This is a genomic window from Serratia sp. CY32780 (genome assembly GCF_052169135.1).
Taxonomy (GTDB): Bacteria; Pseudomonadota; Gammaproteobacteria; order Enterobacterales; family Enterobacteriaceae; genus Serratia; species Serratia sarumanii.
On sequence record NZ_JBJNLI010000001.1, the window covers coordinates 2,431,785 to 2,448,459 of the forward strand.

Below are 16,675 nucleotides of genomic sequence, written 5' to 3' on the forward strand. Positions count from 1 at the left end.
TAATTTTCGCATGATCGCGAGTTTTTTTGCTGAAGAGGCCGGCGTCGCCGCCGGCGCAAAACGTCAGATGTTTTCCAGATCGATACCGCGCGTTTTCGGGCCGAACAGCCCGATCACCAGCATCACGATCAGCATGCTGGCGACGATAAACGCGATCACCCCCAGCGAGCCGCCGTACTGCAGGATAATGCCGATGATGATGCTGCTGAACACCGTCGACAGCCGGCTGAAGGAGTAGCAGAAACCGACGGCGCGGGCGCGAATATGGGTCGGGAAGATCTCGGATTGATACGAGTGGTAGCTGTAGGTCAGCCAGGCGTTGGACCAGGTGATGAAGAAGCCGCACAGGATCAGCCACAGCGGGTTGTTCTGCAGCGCGAACAGCGAGCCGAAGACCACCGTCACCAGGCAAGACAACACGATCTGCCACTTATTCTCCATCTTGTCGGCGTAGAAGCTGCACAGCAGCGAGCCCAGCGGGTAGGCCAGCGTGATGAAGAAAGCGTACAGCAGGCTGTGGGTGACCGATGCGCCCTTGCCCGACAGCAGCGCCGGCAACCAGTTGCCGAAGCCGAAGAAGCCGATGGCCTGAAAGAAATTCATCACCACCAGCATCAGCGTGCGATCGCGATACTGCGGCGCCCAGATGTCGCGAAAGCGGCCGCGCAGCGGCGCCCCCTCAGCATCGTCCACCGGGCGCGACGGGAAGTCCGTAGCCGTCACGCCGCAGCGCCGTTCCATATCCCGCATCACCTGCCGGGCCTGCGCATAGCGCCGCTGCTGCACCAGCCAGCGCGGCGACTCCGGCAGCCCCTTGCGCACCAGCCAGATCACCAGCGAGGCCAGCGCGCCGGCGATCACCACGTAGCGCCAGCCGCTCAGGCCCCAAATCGTCTGCGGCACCAGCCACCAGGACATCAACGCCACCGCCGGCACCGACAGGAACTGCACGAAGAACGCGAAGGCGAAAGCCCGGGTGCGCAGATGCGCAGGCACCCACTCCGTCAGATAAGTGTCGATGGTCACCAGCTCAATGCCGAGCCCGACGCCCACCAGAAAGCGCAGAAAGATCACCCACTCCGCCTGCTGTTGAAACGCCAGCAGCAGCGAGAAGGCGCCATACCAGATCAGGGCGAACATAAAGGTGGCGCGGCGGCCGAAGCGATCGGCGTACGGGCTCAGCAGGCTGGCGCCGACGAACAGGCCAAGAAAGGTGGCGGAGGCGAAGGCCGCCTGGTCCGATACGCCGAAGACGCCCTGCGCGCCGGTGTGGAAAATGCCGTCGGCGATAAGGCCGGTGCTGATATAGCCGGTCTGGAACAGATCGTAGAGTTCGAAAAAGCCGCCCAGCGACAGCAGAATGATAAAGCGCCACAGGCCGGCCGACGCGGGCAAGGCGTCGATTCTGGCCGCCAGATCCCGCGCATGGATCGGCGACGCCGCTACAGAGTCACTCACCGTTAACCTCGCATTAACATTTTTGATGACTTTCTATGCTAGCGAAGCGGCGTCGGAGTTAAATTTTTAATTAGCAGACTATGAAAAAAAGTTAAGCATAAAACGCTGCAGCAGCCTGTTTTATAGCAGGAAAATGCAACGCGGGATGCCGTAGCGGCATCCCGAATCGGTGGCTTAACGGCTGGGGTGCTGCTGCAGCCGTTCGCTGCGGTAGAAGCTCAGCAGGCACCAGCCGAGGGCGATCAGCGCCAGCGGCGCGGCGACGAAGCCGATGTTGCCCATGCCCAGATGCAGGCTTACCTGGTTGCCCAGCAGCGCGCCGCTGCCGATGCCGAAGTTGTACAGGCCGGAGAAGATCGCCATCGCCACGTCGGTGGCGTCCGGCGCCAGGCTCAGCACTTTGGCCTGCATCGACAGGCCGATGGCCATGATCGCCATGCCCCAGAAGATGCACAGCACCGTCAGGTGGCTTTCGCTGCCGGCGGCCGGCAACAACAGCAGCAGGCTCAAGGCCAGCAGCGCGATGGCGCCGATAAAGAAGCCGGAAGGAAAACGCTCGCTGTAGCGGCTGAACAGCAGGCTGCCGACGATGCCGGCGGCGCCGAACAGCAGCAGCATCAGCGTGGTGAAGTTCTCCGACAGCCCGGCCACGGTCTGGATAAACGGCTCGATGTAGCTGTAGGCGGTGAAATGCGCCGTCACCACGATGACGGTCAGCATGTACAGAGCCAGCAGCGCCGGGCGTTTGAACAGCAGCGGCACGCTGGCCAGCGAACCGGAGTGCTCGCTTTTCAGCACCGGCAGCAGGCGCCACAGCAGCACCAGCGCCAGGGTGGCGCACACCGCGATGCCGATAAAGGTCATGCGCCAGCCGAGCAGTTGCCCCACCACCCGCCCGAGCGGCAGCCCGAGCACCATCGCCAGCGCGGTACCGCCCGCCAGCAGGCTCAGCGCCTGGGCTTTCTTGCCCGGCGGCGCCACGCGGATCGCCAGCGAAGCGGTGATCGACCAGAACACCGAGTGCGCCAGCGCCACGCCGGCGCGCGAGATGACCAGCGTGGTGAAGTTCCAGGCCACGGCGGTCAGCACGTGGCTGGCGATAAACAGCATGAACACGCCGATCAGCAGCTTGCGGCGCTCGATTTTGCTGGTCAGCAGCATGCACGCCAATGAGGCGGCGGCGACGATCCAGGCGTAGATGGTGATGATCAGGCCGACCTGTTCGGTTTGCATCGAGAAGCTGGCGGCGATGTCGCTCAACAGACCGACCGGAATAAATTCGGTGGTGTTGAAGATAAAGGCCGAGACGGCGAGGATAACCACGCGCAACCAGGCGGTTGAGCGCGAAACGGGAGCATGTTCCATGGTAAACAAAATCCGGACAGGTGCGGGCAAGTAGCGATATTTTAACCAACCGGCCCGCTAAATGCGATACGCGTCACACTTTAATTGTGTGGTTTTTTTCGCCGCATTTCGACACATTCGCAGACACACGGTTGCACAAATGCTGTGCTAATCTATTGAAGCGTACCAATTTTTCCTGCCGCTCTTCCCCCCGGCCGCCGCAGACGACGCGCCGCGCCGAAGAACTGCGCGCAGTGTCCATTTGGCGTTTTCTGAGGCGAGGTCATTATGTCCGCGATTTATGATTGGTCCGTGCTCGCATTGCGCAATGTTTACGATCGCCGCATTCAGGGCAAGCCGGTGCTCGACAGCGCCGCGCTGTTCCCCGACGCCGAACGTTTCACCGCCCAGTGGCGGCAGATCCGCGAAGAGGCGCTGACCGTCGCCCACGATCTGCACAATATTCCCCGCTTTCACGAGATCATGATCCAGCAGGCGTCGATTTCCGCCAACGACGCGCGCGACTGGCGCATGTTCATCATGAAGGCCTACGGCCAGCCGATCGCCCGCAACCTGGCGCGCTGCCCGACGCTGGCGGCGTTAATCGCTTCGTCCCCGGACGTGCTGTCCGCCTCGCTCTCCTTCCTGGCGCCCGGCAAGCAGGTGCCGCCCCACCGCGGGCCGTTTCGCGGCATTCTGCGCGGCTATCTGGTGCTGGACATGCCCAAACGCGCCGACGGCGCGCCGGCGGCGGTGCTGAAAGTGGACGGCCGCGAATACCGGCTGCACGAGGGGGAGTTCATGCTGTGGGACGACACCTTCGAACACGAAGTGTGGAACGACAGCCCGCAGGTGCGCACCGTGCTGCTGCTGGACATCCGCCGCCGCGACATGCCCGGCGGGCTGCGGCTGCTCTCCAGCGCCATCATCGCCCTGGTGCGGCTGAACGTGCGCTGGATGCAGAAACAGTTCTGACTGCGGCGCTCAGGCGCTTAACCGTCCTGAGAGGTCGGGCATTGCTGCGCCAGCCACTGCTCGGTGGTGGTGGTGGCTATGCCCTGGCGCGCATTGAAGGTTTTCGCCTTATCCCAGGCCACGCCGTCGGGCCGGGCGAAAGCCAGCCGGTATTTGGCGCCGACGTCACGCGGATGGTTACGCACCTCCTCCTGCAGCCGCTCTTTGTCCAACAGGACTCTGTTGACCTCTACGCCCCAGTGCGCCTGCATGACATCGGCAAGCTCGCGGTAGGTCAGCGTGTCCCCGGCGATATAGACCACCTGGTTGCGAAACGCGGGCCGATGGAAAAAAATCGCGGCCGTCAGCCGGCCAATGTCCTCGGGGGTGGTCAGCGTCACCGCGTAGCCCCAGTCGCCCAGCGCGCGCACCGTTTTGGTTGCCGCATCCACCACGCCAAAACCCGAGTCAAACAGGTAGCTGGTGAAAATACCCGTGGAAACAATCACCCACTCCGTCGCCTTCTGCGCACGCAGCAGATGGCGCACTTCGAGCTGTTCATCCCACACCTGTTGCCCGCTGCCTGTGCCGACAACATCGTAGTCCACGCCGAACTGCCACGGGAAGTAACGCGCCACGCCCGCCTGCAAAACGGCCCAGGTGATCTTTATCTGCGTGCCCGCCCCGCCGACAAAGCCGCTGCAGTTGATCACCGCGTCAAAGCAACGCAGCAGCGCGCTCAGCTCATCCACGCTGTTTTGCTGCAGATCGCCTTCCACTACAGCGATACCGAGCCGCGCCAGCGCATCCCGCCGCGCCCGATGCGGGCCGGTGACGGCGCGAGCGGCCTCCGGCCGGAGGAGCACGCTGATTTTTAAAGCGTGGTGTAACCGGGCCTGCCGGCTCATCGCGCGCAATACCGGCAGCCCCAGTTCACCGGCGCCGAGTATGAGCACGGTATTGATGGATGGATTTGTGGATTTCATTCTTGCCTCCTGTCTTGACACTGCGCCATCCTGACAGCTGACAAAAACGGGTTCAATTAGGTACACGCGTGATACTGGAGATGAATATGACGAGCGTTCGGGAAGCGCTGTTGCAATTTTCGCAGGCGTTCTGTGAAGAATTGAGCGACGACGATGAAGGGTTGAAGCGTGAGGTCCTCGCGCATGCGGGCAACCGTTGGTCGCTGGGGGTATTGCATATCCTGGGCACCCACGGGCCGCTGCGCCACGGCGAAATAGGCCGCCAATTAGCGGGCGTGACGCAGAGAATGCTGACGCGGACGCTGCGCCATCTCGAGCGGGACGGGTTGATATCGCGCTGCGATTATCAGGAAAAGCTGCCCCGCGTGGTTTACACCATCACCGACGCGGGGGAAGAGATGCTGCTCAACATGCTGCCGCTCTGGTCGTGGATTATCGCCTCCGCCGATGCCTTCAGGGCGGCCCGCTCGCACTACGATGATCAAGAACGTCACGCCACCGAGAGATGACTGCGGTCCTCCCTGCCCAAAGGGCGGCGTTCAGCCGCCACCCAGATAGGCCTTTCTCACCTCCGGATCGTTCAACAGCTCCTGGCCGCTGCCGGTGAGGCGGATCTGGCCGTTGACCATCACATAACCGCGATCGGACAGCTTCAGCGCGTGGTTGGCGTTCTGCTCCACCAGAAACAGCGTCATGCCGCTGCGGGTCAGCTCGCGCAGCACGCCGAAGATCTGCCGCACCACGATCGGCGCCAGCCCCAGACTCGGCTCGTCCAACAGCAGCAGCTTCGGCCGGCTCATCAGCGCGCGGGCAATCGCCAACATCTGCTGCTCGCCGCCGGACAGGGTCATCGCTCGCTGGTTGCGCCGTTCCTTGAGGCGCGGAAACAGCTCGAACATGCGCTGCAGATCCTCCGCCAGATAGCGGTTGCCGACGGTGATGGTGCCCATCAGCAGGTTCTCCTCCACGCTCATGTCCGGAAAGATGCGCCGCCCTTCCGGCGCTTGCGCGATTCCGCCGGCCGCCACGTAGTGCGTGGAGCGGCGGCTGATGTCCTCGCCGCCAAACAGGATCTGCCCGCCGGCGATGCGCGGCTGGCCGAAGATCGACATCAACAGCGTGGACTTGCCCGCGCCGTTGGCGCCGATCAGCGCCACCGTCTCCCCGGCGTTGACCTGCAGCGACACCTTGCGCAGCGCCTGGATCGGCCCGTAAAACACGTCCACTTCGCGAAATTCCAGCATCGCTTCGCTCATCCCGCCAGCTCCTCTTCGTCCGCGCCCAGGTAGGCGGCGATCACCGCCTCGTTGTGCTGGATCTCCTGCGGCGTGCCGCGGGCGATCACGTCGCCGTGATCGAGCACGATCACCCGATCGGAGATCTCCATCACCATGCCCATGTCATGCTCGATCAGCAGCACCGTGATGCCGTGATGCTGGCGCAGGAAACGGATGATGCGGCTCAGCGTGGCCGTTTCCACCGGGTTCAGCCCGGCGGCCGGTTCGTCGAGGCAGATCATCTCCGGCGCGGTGCACATGGCACGCGCGATCTCCAGCCGCCGCTGCTGGCCGTAGGACATCTCCCCCGCCAGCCGGTTGGCGCAGTCCACCAGATCCACCACCTCCAGCCAGTAGAAGGCGTGATCCAGCGCGGCGCTCTCCGCCCGGCGGTAGCCCGGCGTATTCAGTACCCCGGCGATCAGGTTGCGGTTGCTCTGCATGTGCTGCGCCACCAGCAGGTTCTCCACCACCGACATTTCGCGGAACAGACGGATATTCTGGAAGGTGCGCGCCAGCCCGGCGCGGTTGACCAAATGAGTGCCGCCGAACATCTTGTAATAGAGACGCGAGCCAAGCCGCTTCGGGCGTATCCAGTCGCCGGCGCGGAACTTCTGCCCCAGCACCCGGATCACGTCGGTCGGCCGCTTGTGGGTATTGAGCAGGATCGCGCCGCCGCTGGCGCGGTAAAAGCCGGTCAGGCAGTTGAATACCGTGGTCTTGCCGGCGCCGTTGGGGCCAATCAGGGCGGTGATGGAGCCGCGCTCCACCTCCAGATTGACGTCGTTCAGCGCCTTGATGCCGCCAAAGCGCATCATCAGGTGCTCCACCCGCAAAATGGCGTCGCTCATGGCGCCACCCCCTTGCGTTCGGCGAAGCTGGCGCGGCTGATGCGCACCAGCCCGCGCGGCCGCCAGATCATCATCGCCACCATCAGCACGCCGAACAGCAGCACCCGGTATTCGGCGAAGCTGCGCAGCAGCTCCGGCGCCACCGTCAGCACGAAGGCCGCCAGCACCACGCCGAGGGTGGAGCCCATGCCGCCCAGCACCACGATCGCCAGGATCAGCGCCGACTCGAAGAAGGTGAACGAGGTCGGGTTGACGAAGCCCTGATAGGTGGCGAAAAACACCCCCGCCAGCCCGGCGGTGGAGGCGCCCAGCATAAAGGCCGACAGCTTTACCAGCACGTGATTGAGCCCGAGAGAGCGGCAGGCGATCTCATCCTCGCGCAGCGCCTCCCAGGCGCGGCCGATCGGCATGCGCGTCAGCCGGTGCTTGATGTACAGCACCAGCAGCACCACCAAAAACAGCACCGCGTAGATGAAGATGAACTTGAGGTTGGGGTTGTAATCGATGCCGAGAAACTCGTGGATCGGCACCCCGCCGTCTTTGGCGCGGCGGCCGAACTCCAGGCCGAACACCGTCGGCGCCGGCACCGAGACGCCGTTCGGCCCGCCGGTGAGCGACATCCAGTTGTTCAGCACCAGCCGGATGATCTCCCCAAACCCCAGCGTGACGATCGCCAGGTAGTCGCCGTGCATGCGCAGCACCGGAAAGCCCAGCAGCGCACCGGCCAGCGCCGCCATCAGCGCCCCCAGCGGCAGCATCGCCCAAAATCCCAGCCCGAGGTACTGATAGCCCAGCGCCAGCCCGTAGGCGCCGATGGCGTAAAACGCCACGTACCCCAGATCGAGCAGCCCCGCCAGGCCGACCACGATATTCAGCCCCAGGCCGAGCAGCACGTAGATCAGGCCGAGGATCGCCACCGTCAGCAGGTATTTGGTGGCGACGAACGGGAACAGCAGCGCGATCGCCGCCATCAGCGGCAGGAGCCAGCGCAGGTTGGATTTATAGCCCAGCGGCCGCACGTAAACGCCGTCGTTGCCGCCGTCGAAGCGCGCCAGCACCCTGCGCCCCGGCGCGGTTTGCAGGAACAGGCTCAGCAGCAGCCGCCCGGCCATCACCGCGACGATAATCCACACCAGCCGGTGCGGCTCGAAGTTGAAGCTGTAGCCGTTCAGCACGATGCCGACGATCGGCCCGAACACGATCAGGGCGATCAGCCCGGCCAAGACGGCGTCCAGCAGGCTGCGTTTAACGTCCAGCCCGCCGTTGATCACGGATTGCGACATGGCGTTCTCCTTAAACCTTGGCGATCAGCGGCCGGCCAAGCAGGCCCTGCGGACGGAAGATCAAGATCGCCACCAGCAACCCGAAGGAGAACACGTCCTTGTAATCCGAGTTCACCATGCCGGCGAACTGCGCCTCCGCCACCCCGAGCAGCAGCCCGCCCAGCATGGCCCCCGGCAGCGAGCCGATGCCGCCCAGCACCGCGGCGGTGAAGGCCTTGATGCCGATGATAAAGCCGACGTAAAAATCGAAGGTGCCGTAGTTCATGGTGATCAGCACCCCGGCCAGCCCGGCCATGGCGGCGCCGATCACGAACACCAGCGAGATCACCCGATCGGTATTGATGCCGAGAATCGAAGCCATTTTGCGATCCTGCTGGGTGGCGCGGCAGATGCGCCCCAGCCGGGTGCGCTGAATGATGTAGGTGAGGATCGCCATGCCGAGCAGCGACGCCACCAGAATAAACACCTTGGTGTAAGTGATCTGCACCACGCCGCCGTCGAACTCCAGGCGGAACACGCCGCTCAGCAGCGTCGGGATGCCCTGCTGGCGCGGCCCCTGGCTTATCTGCGCGTAGTTTTGCAGGATTAACGACATGCCGATGGCGGAGATCAAGGGCGCCAGGCGGGTGGAGTTGCGCAGCGGCTTGTAGGCGATGCGCTCGATCACCCAGCCGTACACCCCGGTGATGACGATGGTGAACACCAGCGTGCCGAGGATCAGCAGCGGGAACGAGTGCAGCCCGAAGAACGACAGCAGCGCCAAACCGATGGCGCACAGGTAGGCGGAGATCATGTACACCTCGCCGTGGGCGAAGTTGATCATGCCGATGATGCCGTAAACCATGGTGTAGCCGATGGCGATCAGGCCATACACCGCACCGAGGGTCAGGCCGTTGATCAGCTGTTGCAGAAAGAATACATCCATAATGAGCAGTCTCGCCTGGTAAGGCCGCCAACGCAGTCCGACGCGGCCCAAAGGTCATCGCGGAACGGGCTCGCCAGAGCGGCGAGCCCGTCGGTCATAGGGTTACAACTTCAAGGTTCGGCCGTTTACAGCTGGTGATATTTGCCCTTGTCATCCCATTGGTAGACCACGTAGTCCGAGACCTTCAGGTCGCCCTTCTGGTCCCAGGCTTTTTTGCCCATCACGGTGTCAACGTCGTGCGACTTCAGCCATTCGGCGGCCTTGGCGCTGTCTTTGCCGCCGGTGGCGTTGAAGGCGGCGGCGATCGCCTGGATCGAGGCGTAGGAGTAGAGGGTGTACCCTTCCGGCTCAAAGCCGCTGGCGCGGAACTTGGCGATCACCGCCTTGCCTTCCGGGATCTGACGCGGATCGTTGCCGAAGGTCATCAGCACGCCGTTGGTGTACTGCGGCCCGCCGGCGGCGGTCACCAGTTCTTCGGTCACCACGCAGTCGCCGGAGAAGAACTTGGCGGTCACGCCCTGCTCGCGCATCTGGCGCACCAGCGGCCCGGCTTCCGGATGGCAGCCGCCGAAGTAGACCACGTCCGGCTTGACCGAGGCGATCTTGGTCACCAGCGCGTTGAAGTCTTTCTCGCCGCGCGACAGCCCCTCATACAGCACTTCCTTGACCCCGCGCTTGTTCATCGCCGCCTTCGCCGCGTCCGCCAGCCCCTGGCCATAGGTGTCTTTATCGTGGATCACCGCGATGCGCTTGGCCTTCAGGGTGTCCAGCATGTAGTTGGTGGCGATCACGCCCTGCTGATCGTCGCGCCCACACATGCGGAACATGGTCTTCATGCCGCGCTCGGTGATCTGCGGGTTGGTGGAGCCGGGGGTGATGGCGATGATGCCGGCCTCGTCATACACCTCGGAGGCGGGCATGGTGGAAGAGGAGCAGAAGTGGCCGACCACCGCCGAGACCTTTTCCTGATCCACCAGCCGGTTGGCGACCGCGACCGCCTGTTTCGGTTCGCAGGCGTCATCCCCCTGCACCAGCTTGATTTTTTCCCCTTTGATGCCGCCGGCGGCGTTGATGTCCGCCGCCGCCTGAGAAGCGCCGCGCCAATACTGATCGCCGTAGGTGGCGTTAGGCCCGGAGAACGGCCCGGCGACGCCGATGACGATATCGGCCTGCGCGGAAAACGCCGTACCTAAACAACCGATGAGCAAAGCAGCGAGCGGACTTTTTATCAATTTCGATGACATTGTTATCTTCCTCAGCACTGGTGTAGCGGAACGCCCTGGGGCGCGGAACTTTCACTTTATGTGTAGACGGGGAAAATAATTTTCTTGAGAGCGCAGTCGCATTCCCCAAAAATGGGTAAGCAAAAATCCAGCCATTGTGACGACGAATACATATTATTTGCTTATTCATCCTACATATCAGTTGCGGCGCGGCGTTTGACGGGGTTAACGGGGGATAAGCCGTACGGCTAAGAGGGAAGGTGCAGGATAGCGAGAGTGACCCTGCACCATCGCCGTGCAACGGCTTGTGCAAACGACGTCAAAACGATTTGGGATACAAAAATCAGCGCATAGCGATGAAAAATGCCGAAAAACAGCGCAAGGTGCTCATTCCCTCAGCAAACGCGCTTTTTTTGCAGTTTAGCGCTTTGACAAACCCCAGGCGCCCCGCTATTATTCGCCCCGTTCACACGATTCCTCTGTAGTTCAGTCGGTAGAACGGCGGACTGTTAATCCGTATGTCACTGGTTCGAGTCCAGTCAGAGGAGCCATATTTAGAAAAGCCCGCTCAGGGAAACCCGAGCGGGCTTTTTGCTTTCACGCTAAATGCGTCGACAGGCAACGTTACTCTTTGGCTATCGGCGCGGCATTTTCATCAATTTTTACCTTACCCTGAATATCAGCAATCTTCTTCTCCAGATCCGCCACCTGCGCTTTGCTGTGCAGCAAGGTATAGGTCAGATCAAACTGCGCACTGGCGCCAGGCTGCAATTGCTTAACGCGTTTTTGTTCGCGCTCGATGGTGACCGGGTAGGCATAGCTGGTGCCCGGCTCAATCCCCGTCACATATCCCTGTTTTAACGTATCGGTATTCTTCCACAGCGTCAGGACGGGCAATTGGCGGGTATCGAACTGAATCGCCACCCCTTTGTCGCCCGCGTGATTGACCAGCGCCGCCAGTGTCTGATGATTCGGATCCGATAATGGCTTAATGTTAAAGACCATTTCATCGAACCCTTTGGTGGGGCCGGCATAGGTTCCCCAGGTCTTCAACCCGGCTTTGGCATAGTCGTTAAACGGGCTGATGCTGGCCATCGGCGCCAGGAAGCGGGCGCCATTTTCCAGAATCGGCGCGCCGAAATTGCTGTGGTAGATAATCTGGTAGTCGTGGGGATAATCCGCCCGGTTGGTTAACACATCATGCAGGCTGAAACTGTTGCTGCCGGGTACGTAGCGCAGTTCGGTCAGGGTTTGCAGATCGGCTTTTTTGAATGTGCTCTCTTTGATCAGGCCGCGAATACGAATTTCATACGGCGCCGTATCCGCTACCTCAACCTCAACCAGTGAGGCCGGCGTATTGCCCGCTTTACCGTGCAAGGTGTAAATTTGCCCTCCTTCGGTCACCGGATGACCGGTCCACTCATAGCCGCAGCGCACCATCATCTCATTGAAACCTTCCAGCCAGCCGAGCCCATTGCGGCTTTCCAGGTTGATAAAGGCGGGGTTGACCACCTCTTTGACCGGAGAATCCCACCCCATTTTCGCGCCAAATCCTTCCGCCCGCAGGAGGTTCATGCCGCGCGTGGGACTCAGCGTGATGGTCAGGCCATCCTCGCTGCGGATAATCACGACTTTGCTGCCTTCTTGCTTGCCGCCGTGCAACACTTTCTGCTCAATGCTGAACGTTTTATCCTTAACCTTCAGCGCCTCACTCGAAATCTTCCAGTTTCCTTTCTCCACGCCATCTTCAGCGCTGGTCAGCACCCAACTCTGCGCCGCCACCTGCCCTGAAATCAGGGCCGAAAACACCGCCATAACCCACGTTTTCTTCATTTCCCTTCCCCTTTAGCTGAATCGATTTTTTTACTCACGAGAGAAATCTACTGTTAAGCAGGTTAAAGAAATGTGATGAACTTCACCGGGAGAATATTTGAATAAATAGTGCGATAAAAATACGAATTTGTTCGCAGTTTTAATGAAACACGTTGAGTTATTGCACGTTAAATGAGCGATTAATCAACATAAGTCGTATCGTTTCAGCTTTGAGCAGGGGATGGTTTATCGCGAAGATACGGCGGGTGGCTTGTTAACGCTATCTGGCTCAAACGGCAGCGCCCATACAGCCAGCACGCCTTGAGCCTCTTTGCTTTCACGGCTGCCTCCTGATATCGGGGGCGCCATATTGCGAACAGCCCGCTCAGGGAAACCCGAGCGGGATTTTTGCTTTTTTGCCGTTAGCGCTTACAGCACAAATTCGTAGTGAGAGCCGTCCGGCAGTTCAACATCCAGGCGCAGCTTGCCGCCGGCCGCCTCAACATAGCGTTTGAGCGAAGACAGTTTCAGATCGCGGCCCGGTTTTTCCATCACTGCAACGGTCGGTTGCCGGATACCCAGCGCCTGCGCCATTTCAACCTGCGTTTTCTGCACCTTCTCGCGCAGCTCGGCAAGGTGGATGTTCAGCATGATGTCAGCCGCCAGCGCTTGCGCTTTGGCCACGACCTCGGGCTTTTCATCCGCAATAAGCTGTTCCAGCGTTCTGCCCATCGCGTCACTCCTTCTCGTTTAATGTGTTCAGCCAGTTCGTGAATTCCCGATCGGCAATCTGAAGCATTCGATCGTAAAAACGCTTTTCATTGCCGGCTTTATTGCCCGCGCAAAGTACAATGCCGATACGGTACGGATCGAAGGCGAAGAATGCCCGCAACGGTTCGCCATGGCTCTGAATGCGCAGCTCTTTCATATTGCTGTAACGCGAACCTTTAACCGTATCGGCATAGGGTCTGGGCAGCCCCGGCCCCTTTTCCCGCAGGATCATCAATGTGGCAAGCACGCCAGCCCGATCTGCATCGTGGAGTGAGCTAAACCAGTTATCAAACGCATCCGTTGTTTTAATTTCCCACACGGGACCTCCTTGCAAATATAGATCAACAACTATATAGATGTAAAGCTATAGCAGAGAGGCGTCAGAATGGCATGCAAAAGCATTCGTGGTTACTGCAAGGCTGAACTTACATCCGGACATTTTGCAAACGCAGTGCGAGACATTCACCTTTTTACGAGCGGTAACGGACAATCGGTCAGAGGCACCGGGCGTTTCCCCGCCGCCCCTTTATGAACCCTGTCACAAAATGCGCATAACGTTTTCGGCGCTCTGCGCAGCGGGCGGTGAGCGATAAGTTTGTTAACGCCACGTTACATCGGGTTAGGCAACATTGTTAACGGCGATTGATGCGCCAAACGCATCGCGCCATGCGTTTATTGCGCTTATTTAGTTTATTTTCCTGAGCGAGTCTTCAGCAACAGGCGCGGCGTCAGGCGCCCATAACAAACTGGAGATAAAGATGCATTCCTCTACCTCACCCATGACCACCCGGGCCAAAGCCGGCGCGATCCTGCGCGTCACCTCCGGCAACTTTCTGGAACAGTTCGACTTCTTTCTGTTCGGCTTTTACGCTACCTACATCGCACACACCTTTTTCCCGGCCAGCAGCGAATTTGCCTCGCTGATGATGACCTTCGCGGTATTCGGCGCCGGTTTTCTGATGCGCCCCATTGGCGCCATCGTGCTTGGCGCCTACATCGATAAAGTCGGTCGCCGCAAAGGACTGATCGTCACCCTGTCGATCATGGCCGCGGGCACCTTCCTGATCGTATTGATCCCCTCTTACCAGAGCATCGGGCTTTGGGCGCCGCTGCTGGTGCTGTGCGGGCGCCTGCTGCAAGGCTTCTCGGCGGGTGCGGAGCTGGGCGGCGTGTCCGTCTATCTGGCCGAAATCGCCACGCCGGGCCGTAAGGGCTTCTACACCAGCTGGCAGTCCGGCAGCCAGCAGGTGGCGATCATGGTGGCGGCGGCAATGGGCTTCGCGCTCAATGCGGCGCTGGAAGAAAGCGCCATTCGCGAATGGGGCTGGCGCCTGCCTTTCCTGTTCGGCTGCCTGATTGTTCCCTTCATCTTCTTGCTGCGCCGCAAGCTGGAAGAGACGCAGGAATTTACCGCCCGCCGTCACCACCTGGCGATGCGCGACGTGTTTAAAACCCTGCTGAAAAACTGGCCGGTGGTGATGGCCGGCATGCTGATGGTCGCCATGACCACCACCGCGTTTTACCTGATCACCGTGTATGCGCCGACCTTCGGCAAAAAGGTGCTGTTGCTCAGCGCCTCTGACAGCTTGCTGGTCACTTTACTGGTCGCGATTTCCAACTTCATCTGGCTGCCCATCGGCGGTGCGCTGTCGGATCGCTTCGGCCGCAAACCGGTGCTGGTCGCCATGACGCTGCTGACGCTGGCCACCGCCTACCCGGCGCTGAGCCTGCTCGCCGCCGCCCCCAGCTTCAGCATGATGCTGGCCGTGCTGCTGTGGCTGTCCTTCATTTACGGCCTCTACAACGGCGCCATGATCCCGGCCTTAACCGAGATCATGCCAACGGAAGTGCGGGTGGCCGGGTTCTCGCTGGCCTACAGCCTGGCGACGGCGGTGTTCGGCGGCTTTACGCCGGTGATCTCCACCGCGTTGATCGAATACACCGGCGATAAGGCTTCACCGGGCTACTGGATGAGCTTCGCCGCGCTGTGCGCCTTGCTGGCGACGCTGTATCTGTATCGCCGCATCGCCATGCCGCTGCAAACCGCACGCTAACGCGCCATCGCCATAAGGAATCATGCCATGCAAAAACTCACTCGTTCGATCCTCGCCGCGCTGGTGTGCGCCTCCTTCAGCACCGCGGCGCTGGCCAAAGACGTGACCGTGATGATCTCCGGCGGCTTCAAGGCCGCGCTGGAGAAACTGGCCCCGGAATATGAAGCCCAAAGCGGCGACAAAATCATTCTGGTGTCCGGCCCTTCCATGGGGAAAACGCCGCAGGCGATCCCCGCGCGGCTGGCGCGCGGAGAGCAAGCCGATGTGGTGATCATGGTGGGCGACGCGCTGACCCAACTGGACAAAGGCGGCTGGATCCAGCCGGGTTCGCGCGTGGAGCTGGCCGATTCGCCGATCGGCATGGTGGTGAAACAGGGCGCGCCCAAGCCGGCGATAAAAACGGATGCCGAGCTGCGTAATGCCTTGCTGCAAGCCGACTCTTTCGTCTATTCCGACAGCGCCAGCGGCCGCTACATCAGCGGCCAACTGTTCAAAAAGCTGGGCATCGAGGAACAGGTGAAAGGAAAAGCGCACATGGTTGAGCGCATTCCGGTGGCCTCTGAAGTGGCGCAGGGGAAATACGCGTTGGGCTTCCAGCAGGTCAGCGAATTGCTGCCCGTGGCGGGCGTCACCTTTATCGGCGAACTGCCGGAAAACGTGCAGTACATCACCCGCTTCGCCGGCGCGGTAACGGCCAAGGCGGAACATCGCCGCGAAGGCAAAGCGCTGCTGGAGTTCCTCGCCTCCTCTCAGGCACAGCCGACCATTCGCGCGACCGGCATGCGAAGCGTGCCGGCGCAGCAGCCGGTCAGGCAGAGTGATACCGTTCAGTAATCAGCTTTTCCAGCTCGGCGGCGACGAAAGACTGCATGCGGCCGCCGCGCCGGATCAGGCCCACGGTGCGTTTCACCACCGGCTCGACCAGCGGCACCGACGTCAACACCGAATGCTCTGAAGCGGGCATCGACATGGCGGGCACGGCGGCAATGCCGATGCCCGCCTCAACCATGCCCAGCATGGTCGTCACATGGCGAGTTTCGCACACGCTGGGGCGCTCCGGCACGAGGTGTTCCAGGCGCTGATCGAGCAGATTGCGATTGCCGGAGGTTTTATCCAGCGACACGTAATCCTGCTGATAAAATTCCCGCCAGGTGAGGCTCTTTTTAGCGGCGAGCGGATGGTCGCGCCGGCAAGCGGCCACGTAAACGTCCCCCACCAACGGCACAAATTCAAGGTTAGGCTGCAGCCGCCCGGCAAAGCAGATGCCGAAGTCAGCCTGGCCGCCGGTGACCGCCTCAATCACATTGCCCGCGCTGCCGTCGATCAGCTTAACGCGCACGCGCGGATAGCGAAGCCGGAAACGGCGTATCACGTCGGGCATGAAATAGTAGGCCGCCGACGGCACCGTGGCGACGGTGACCAGCCCGGTACGCTCCTGGCTGACCTTATCGATATCGGCCAACACCGCTTCGACATTCATCAGCAGCTGATCCGAACGCTCGGCAAACGCCTGCCCGTACAGCGTCAGCGTCACGCGCCGGGTGGTGCGATCGAACAGTTTGCTGCCCAGCGCGTTTTCCAGCTTCTCAATCCTGCGGCTCAGGGCCGACTGCGACAGGCAGATGGACTCCGCGGCCAGCCGAAAATTGCCGTACTCCACCAGCGCGCGGAAGGCATAAAGATCGTTGAGATCAAAATTCACGGGCATAGCGGCCGACTCTCCTTGCTGAACGCAAA

General features: G+C 61.1%; 16 protein-coding genes and 1 tRNA gene. 5 read left to right on the plus strand and 12 right to left on the minus strand.

The window, feature by feature from the left end; all coding sequences use genetic code 11:
* Positions 1-63: 63 nt before the first annotated feature.
* Together ACJ8HH_RS11795 and ACJ8HH_RS11800 are read right to left on the minus strand one after the other, a co-directional pair.
* Positions 64-1,458, minus strand: coding sequence for an MFS transporter (locus ACJ8HH_RS11795; protein WP_173585569.1), 1,395 nt, complete (start codon positions 1,456-1,458; stop codon positions 64-66).
* 174 nt (positions 1,459-1,632) lie between these two features.
* The gene (locus ACJ8HH_RS11800) at positions 1,633-2,823 is read right to left on the minus strand and encodes a sugar transporter (RefSeq protein WP_060421811.1); all 1,191 of its coding nucleotides are present in this window, start codon (positions 2,821-2,823) and stop codon (positions 1,633-1,635) included.
* Between the two features lie 267 nt (positions 2,824-3,090).
* On the opposite strand from ACJ8HH_RS11800, the gene ACJ8HH_RS11805 reads away from it, so the two are divergent.
* Entirely contained in the window at positions 3,091-3,777 is a 687-nt protein-coding gene (locus ACJ8HH_RS11805; RefSeq protein ID WP_033654946.1) for an aspartyl/asparaginyl beta-hydroxylase domain-containing protein, read from the plus strand.
* Between the two features lie 17 nt (positions 3,778-3,794).
* Here ACJ8HH_RS11805 and ACJ8HH_RS11810 read toward each other — a convergent pair whose 3' ends face one another.
* Positions 3,795-4,742 carry an aromatic alcohol reductase gene (locus ACJ8HH_RS11810; RefSeq protein WP_043147688.1) on the minus strand — a complete coding sequence of 316 codons (948 nt, stop codon included), beginning with the start codon at positions 4,740-4,742 and terminating at the stop codon, positions 3,795-3,797.
* Positions 4,743-4,828: 86 nt separating this feature from the next.
* Between ACJ8HH_RS11810 and ACJ8HH_RS11815 the strand changes: the two genes are divergently transcribed.
* Positions 4,829-5,251 carry a winged helix-turn-helix transcriptional regulator gene (locus ACJ8HH_RS11815; RefSeq protein ID WP_049195252.1) on the plus strand — a complete coding sequence of 141 codons (423 nt, stop codon included), beginning with the start codon at positions 4,829-4,831 and terminating at the stop codon, positions 5,249-5,251.
* A 30-nt stretch (positions 5,252-5,281) separates the two neighbouring features.
* Here ACJ8HH_RS11815 and ACJ8HH_RS11820 read toward each other — a convergent pair whose 3' ends face one another.
* From ACJ8HH_RS11820 to ACJ8HH_RS11840, 5 genes are all read right to left on the minus strand, one after another.
* A complete protein-coding gene (locus ACJ8HH_RS11820) occupies positions 5,282-5,998 on the minus strand; it encodes an ABC transporter ATP-binding protein (protein ID WP_033647952.1) in 717 nt (238 codons plus the stop codon).
* A complete protein-coding gene (locus ACJ8HH_RS11825) occupies positions 5,995-6,870 on the minus strand; it encodes an ABC transporter ATP-binding protein (protein ID WP_060451699.1) in 876 nt (291 codons plus the stop codon). Before ACJ8HH_RS11825 ends, ACJ8HH_RS11820 begins: the two co-directional genes overlap by 4 nt.
* Positions 6,867-8,153: a high-affinity branched-chain amino acid ABC transporter permease LivM gene (gene livM / locus ACJ8HH_RS11830; RefSeq protein ID WP_060451700.1), complete on the minus strand. Its 1,287-nt coding sequence runs from the start codon at positions 8,151-8,153 to the stop codon at positions 6,867-6,869. Before livM ends, ACJ8HH_RS11825 begins: the two co-directional genes overlap by 4 nt.
* Before the next feature lie 10 nt (positions 8,154-8,163).
* Positions 8,164-9,078 carry an ABC transporter permease subunit gene (locus ACJ8HH_RS11835; RefSeq protein WP_004928592.1) on the minus strand — a complete coding sequence of 305 codons (915 nt, stop codon included), beginning with the start codon at positions 9,076-9,078 and terminating at the stop codon, positions 8,164-8,166.
* A 125-nt stretch (positions 9,079-9,203) separates the two neighbouring features.
* Positions 9,204-10,322: a branched-chain amino acid ABC transporter substrate-binding protein gene (locus ACJ8HH_RS11840; RefSeq protein WP_033647954.1), complete on the minus strand. Its 1,119-nt coding sequence runs from the start codon at positions 10,320-10,322 to the stop codon at positions 9,204-9,206.
* A gap of 454 nt (positions 10,323-10,776) precedes the next feature.
* Between ACJ8HH_RS11840 and ACJ8HH_RS11845 the strand changes: the two genes are divergently transcribed.
* Positions 10,777-10,852 (plus strand) — tRNA-Asn (locus ACJ8HH_RS11845).
* Between the two features lie 73 nt (positions 10,853-10,925).
* Here the strand turns inward: ACJ8HH_RS11845 and ACJ8HH_RS11850 are convergent.
* From ACJ8HH_RS11850 to ACJ8HH_RS11860, 3 genes are all read right to left on the minus strand, one after another.
* Entirely contained in the window at positions 10,926-12,134 is a 1,209-nt protein-coding gene (locus ACJ8HH_RS11850; RefSeq protein ID WP_049235464.1) for an aldose 1-epimerase family protein, read from the minus strand.
* A 408-nt stretch (positions 12,135-12,542) separates the two neighbouring features.
* Positions 12,543-12,845, minus strand: a complete 303-nt coding sequence (locus ACJ8HH_RS11855; RefSeq protein ID WP_033635213.1) for an XRE family transcriptional regulator — start codon at positions 12,843-12,845, stop codon at positions 12,543-12,545.
* A gap of 4 nt (positions 12,846-12,849) precedes the next feature.
* Positions 12,850-13,203: a type II toxin-antitoxin system RelE/ParE family toxin gene (locus tag ACJ8HH_RS11860; protein ID WP_049213252.1), complete on the minus strand. Its 354-nt coding sequence runs from the start codon at positions 13,201-13,203 to the stop codon at positions 12,850-12,852.
* Between the two features lie 439 nt (positions 13,204-13,642).
* On the opposite strand from ACJ8HH_RS11860, the gene ACJ8HH_RS11865 reads away from it, so the two are divergent.
* Both ACJ8HH_RS11865 and ACJ8HH_RS11870 read left to right on the plus strand, forming a co-directional pair.
* Entirely contained in the window at positions 13,643-14,938 is a 1,296-nt protein-coding gene (locus ACJ8HH_RS11865; protein WP_043147692.1) for an MFS transporter, read from the plus strand.
* Between the two features lie 27 nt (positions 14,939-14,965).
* The gene (locus tag ACJ8HH_RS11870; RefSeq protein ID WP_033647958.1) at positions 14,966-15,772 is read left to right on the plus strand and encodes a substrate-binding domain-containing protein; all 807 of its coding nucleotides are present in this window, start codon (positions 14,966-14,968) and stop codon (positions 15,770-15,772) included.
* Here the strand turns inward: ACJ8HH_RS11870 and ACJ8HH_RS11875 are convergent.
* Positions 15,747-16,646 (minus strand): LysR family transcriptional regulator, encoded by a 900-nt coding sequence (locus ACJ8HH_RS11875; protein WP_033647959.1) that lies wholly within the window; start codon positions 16,644-16,646, stop codon positions 15,747-15,749. The two genes, ACJ8HH_RS11870 and ACJ8HH_RS11875, sit on opposite strands and share 26 nt — an antisense overlap.
* Between the last annotated feature and the right edge of the window lie 29 nt (positions 16,647-16,675).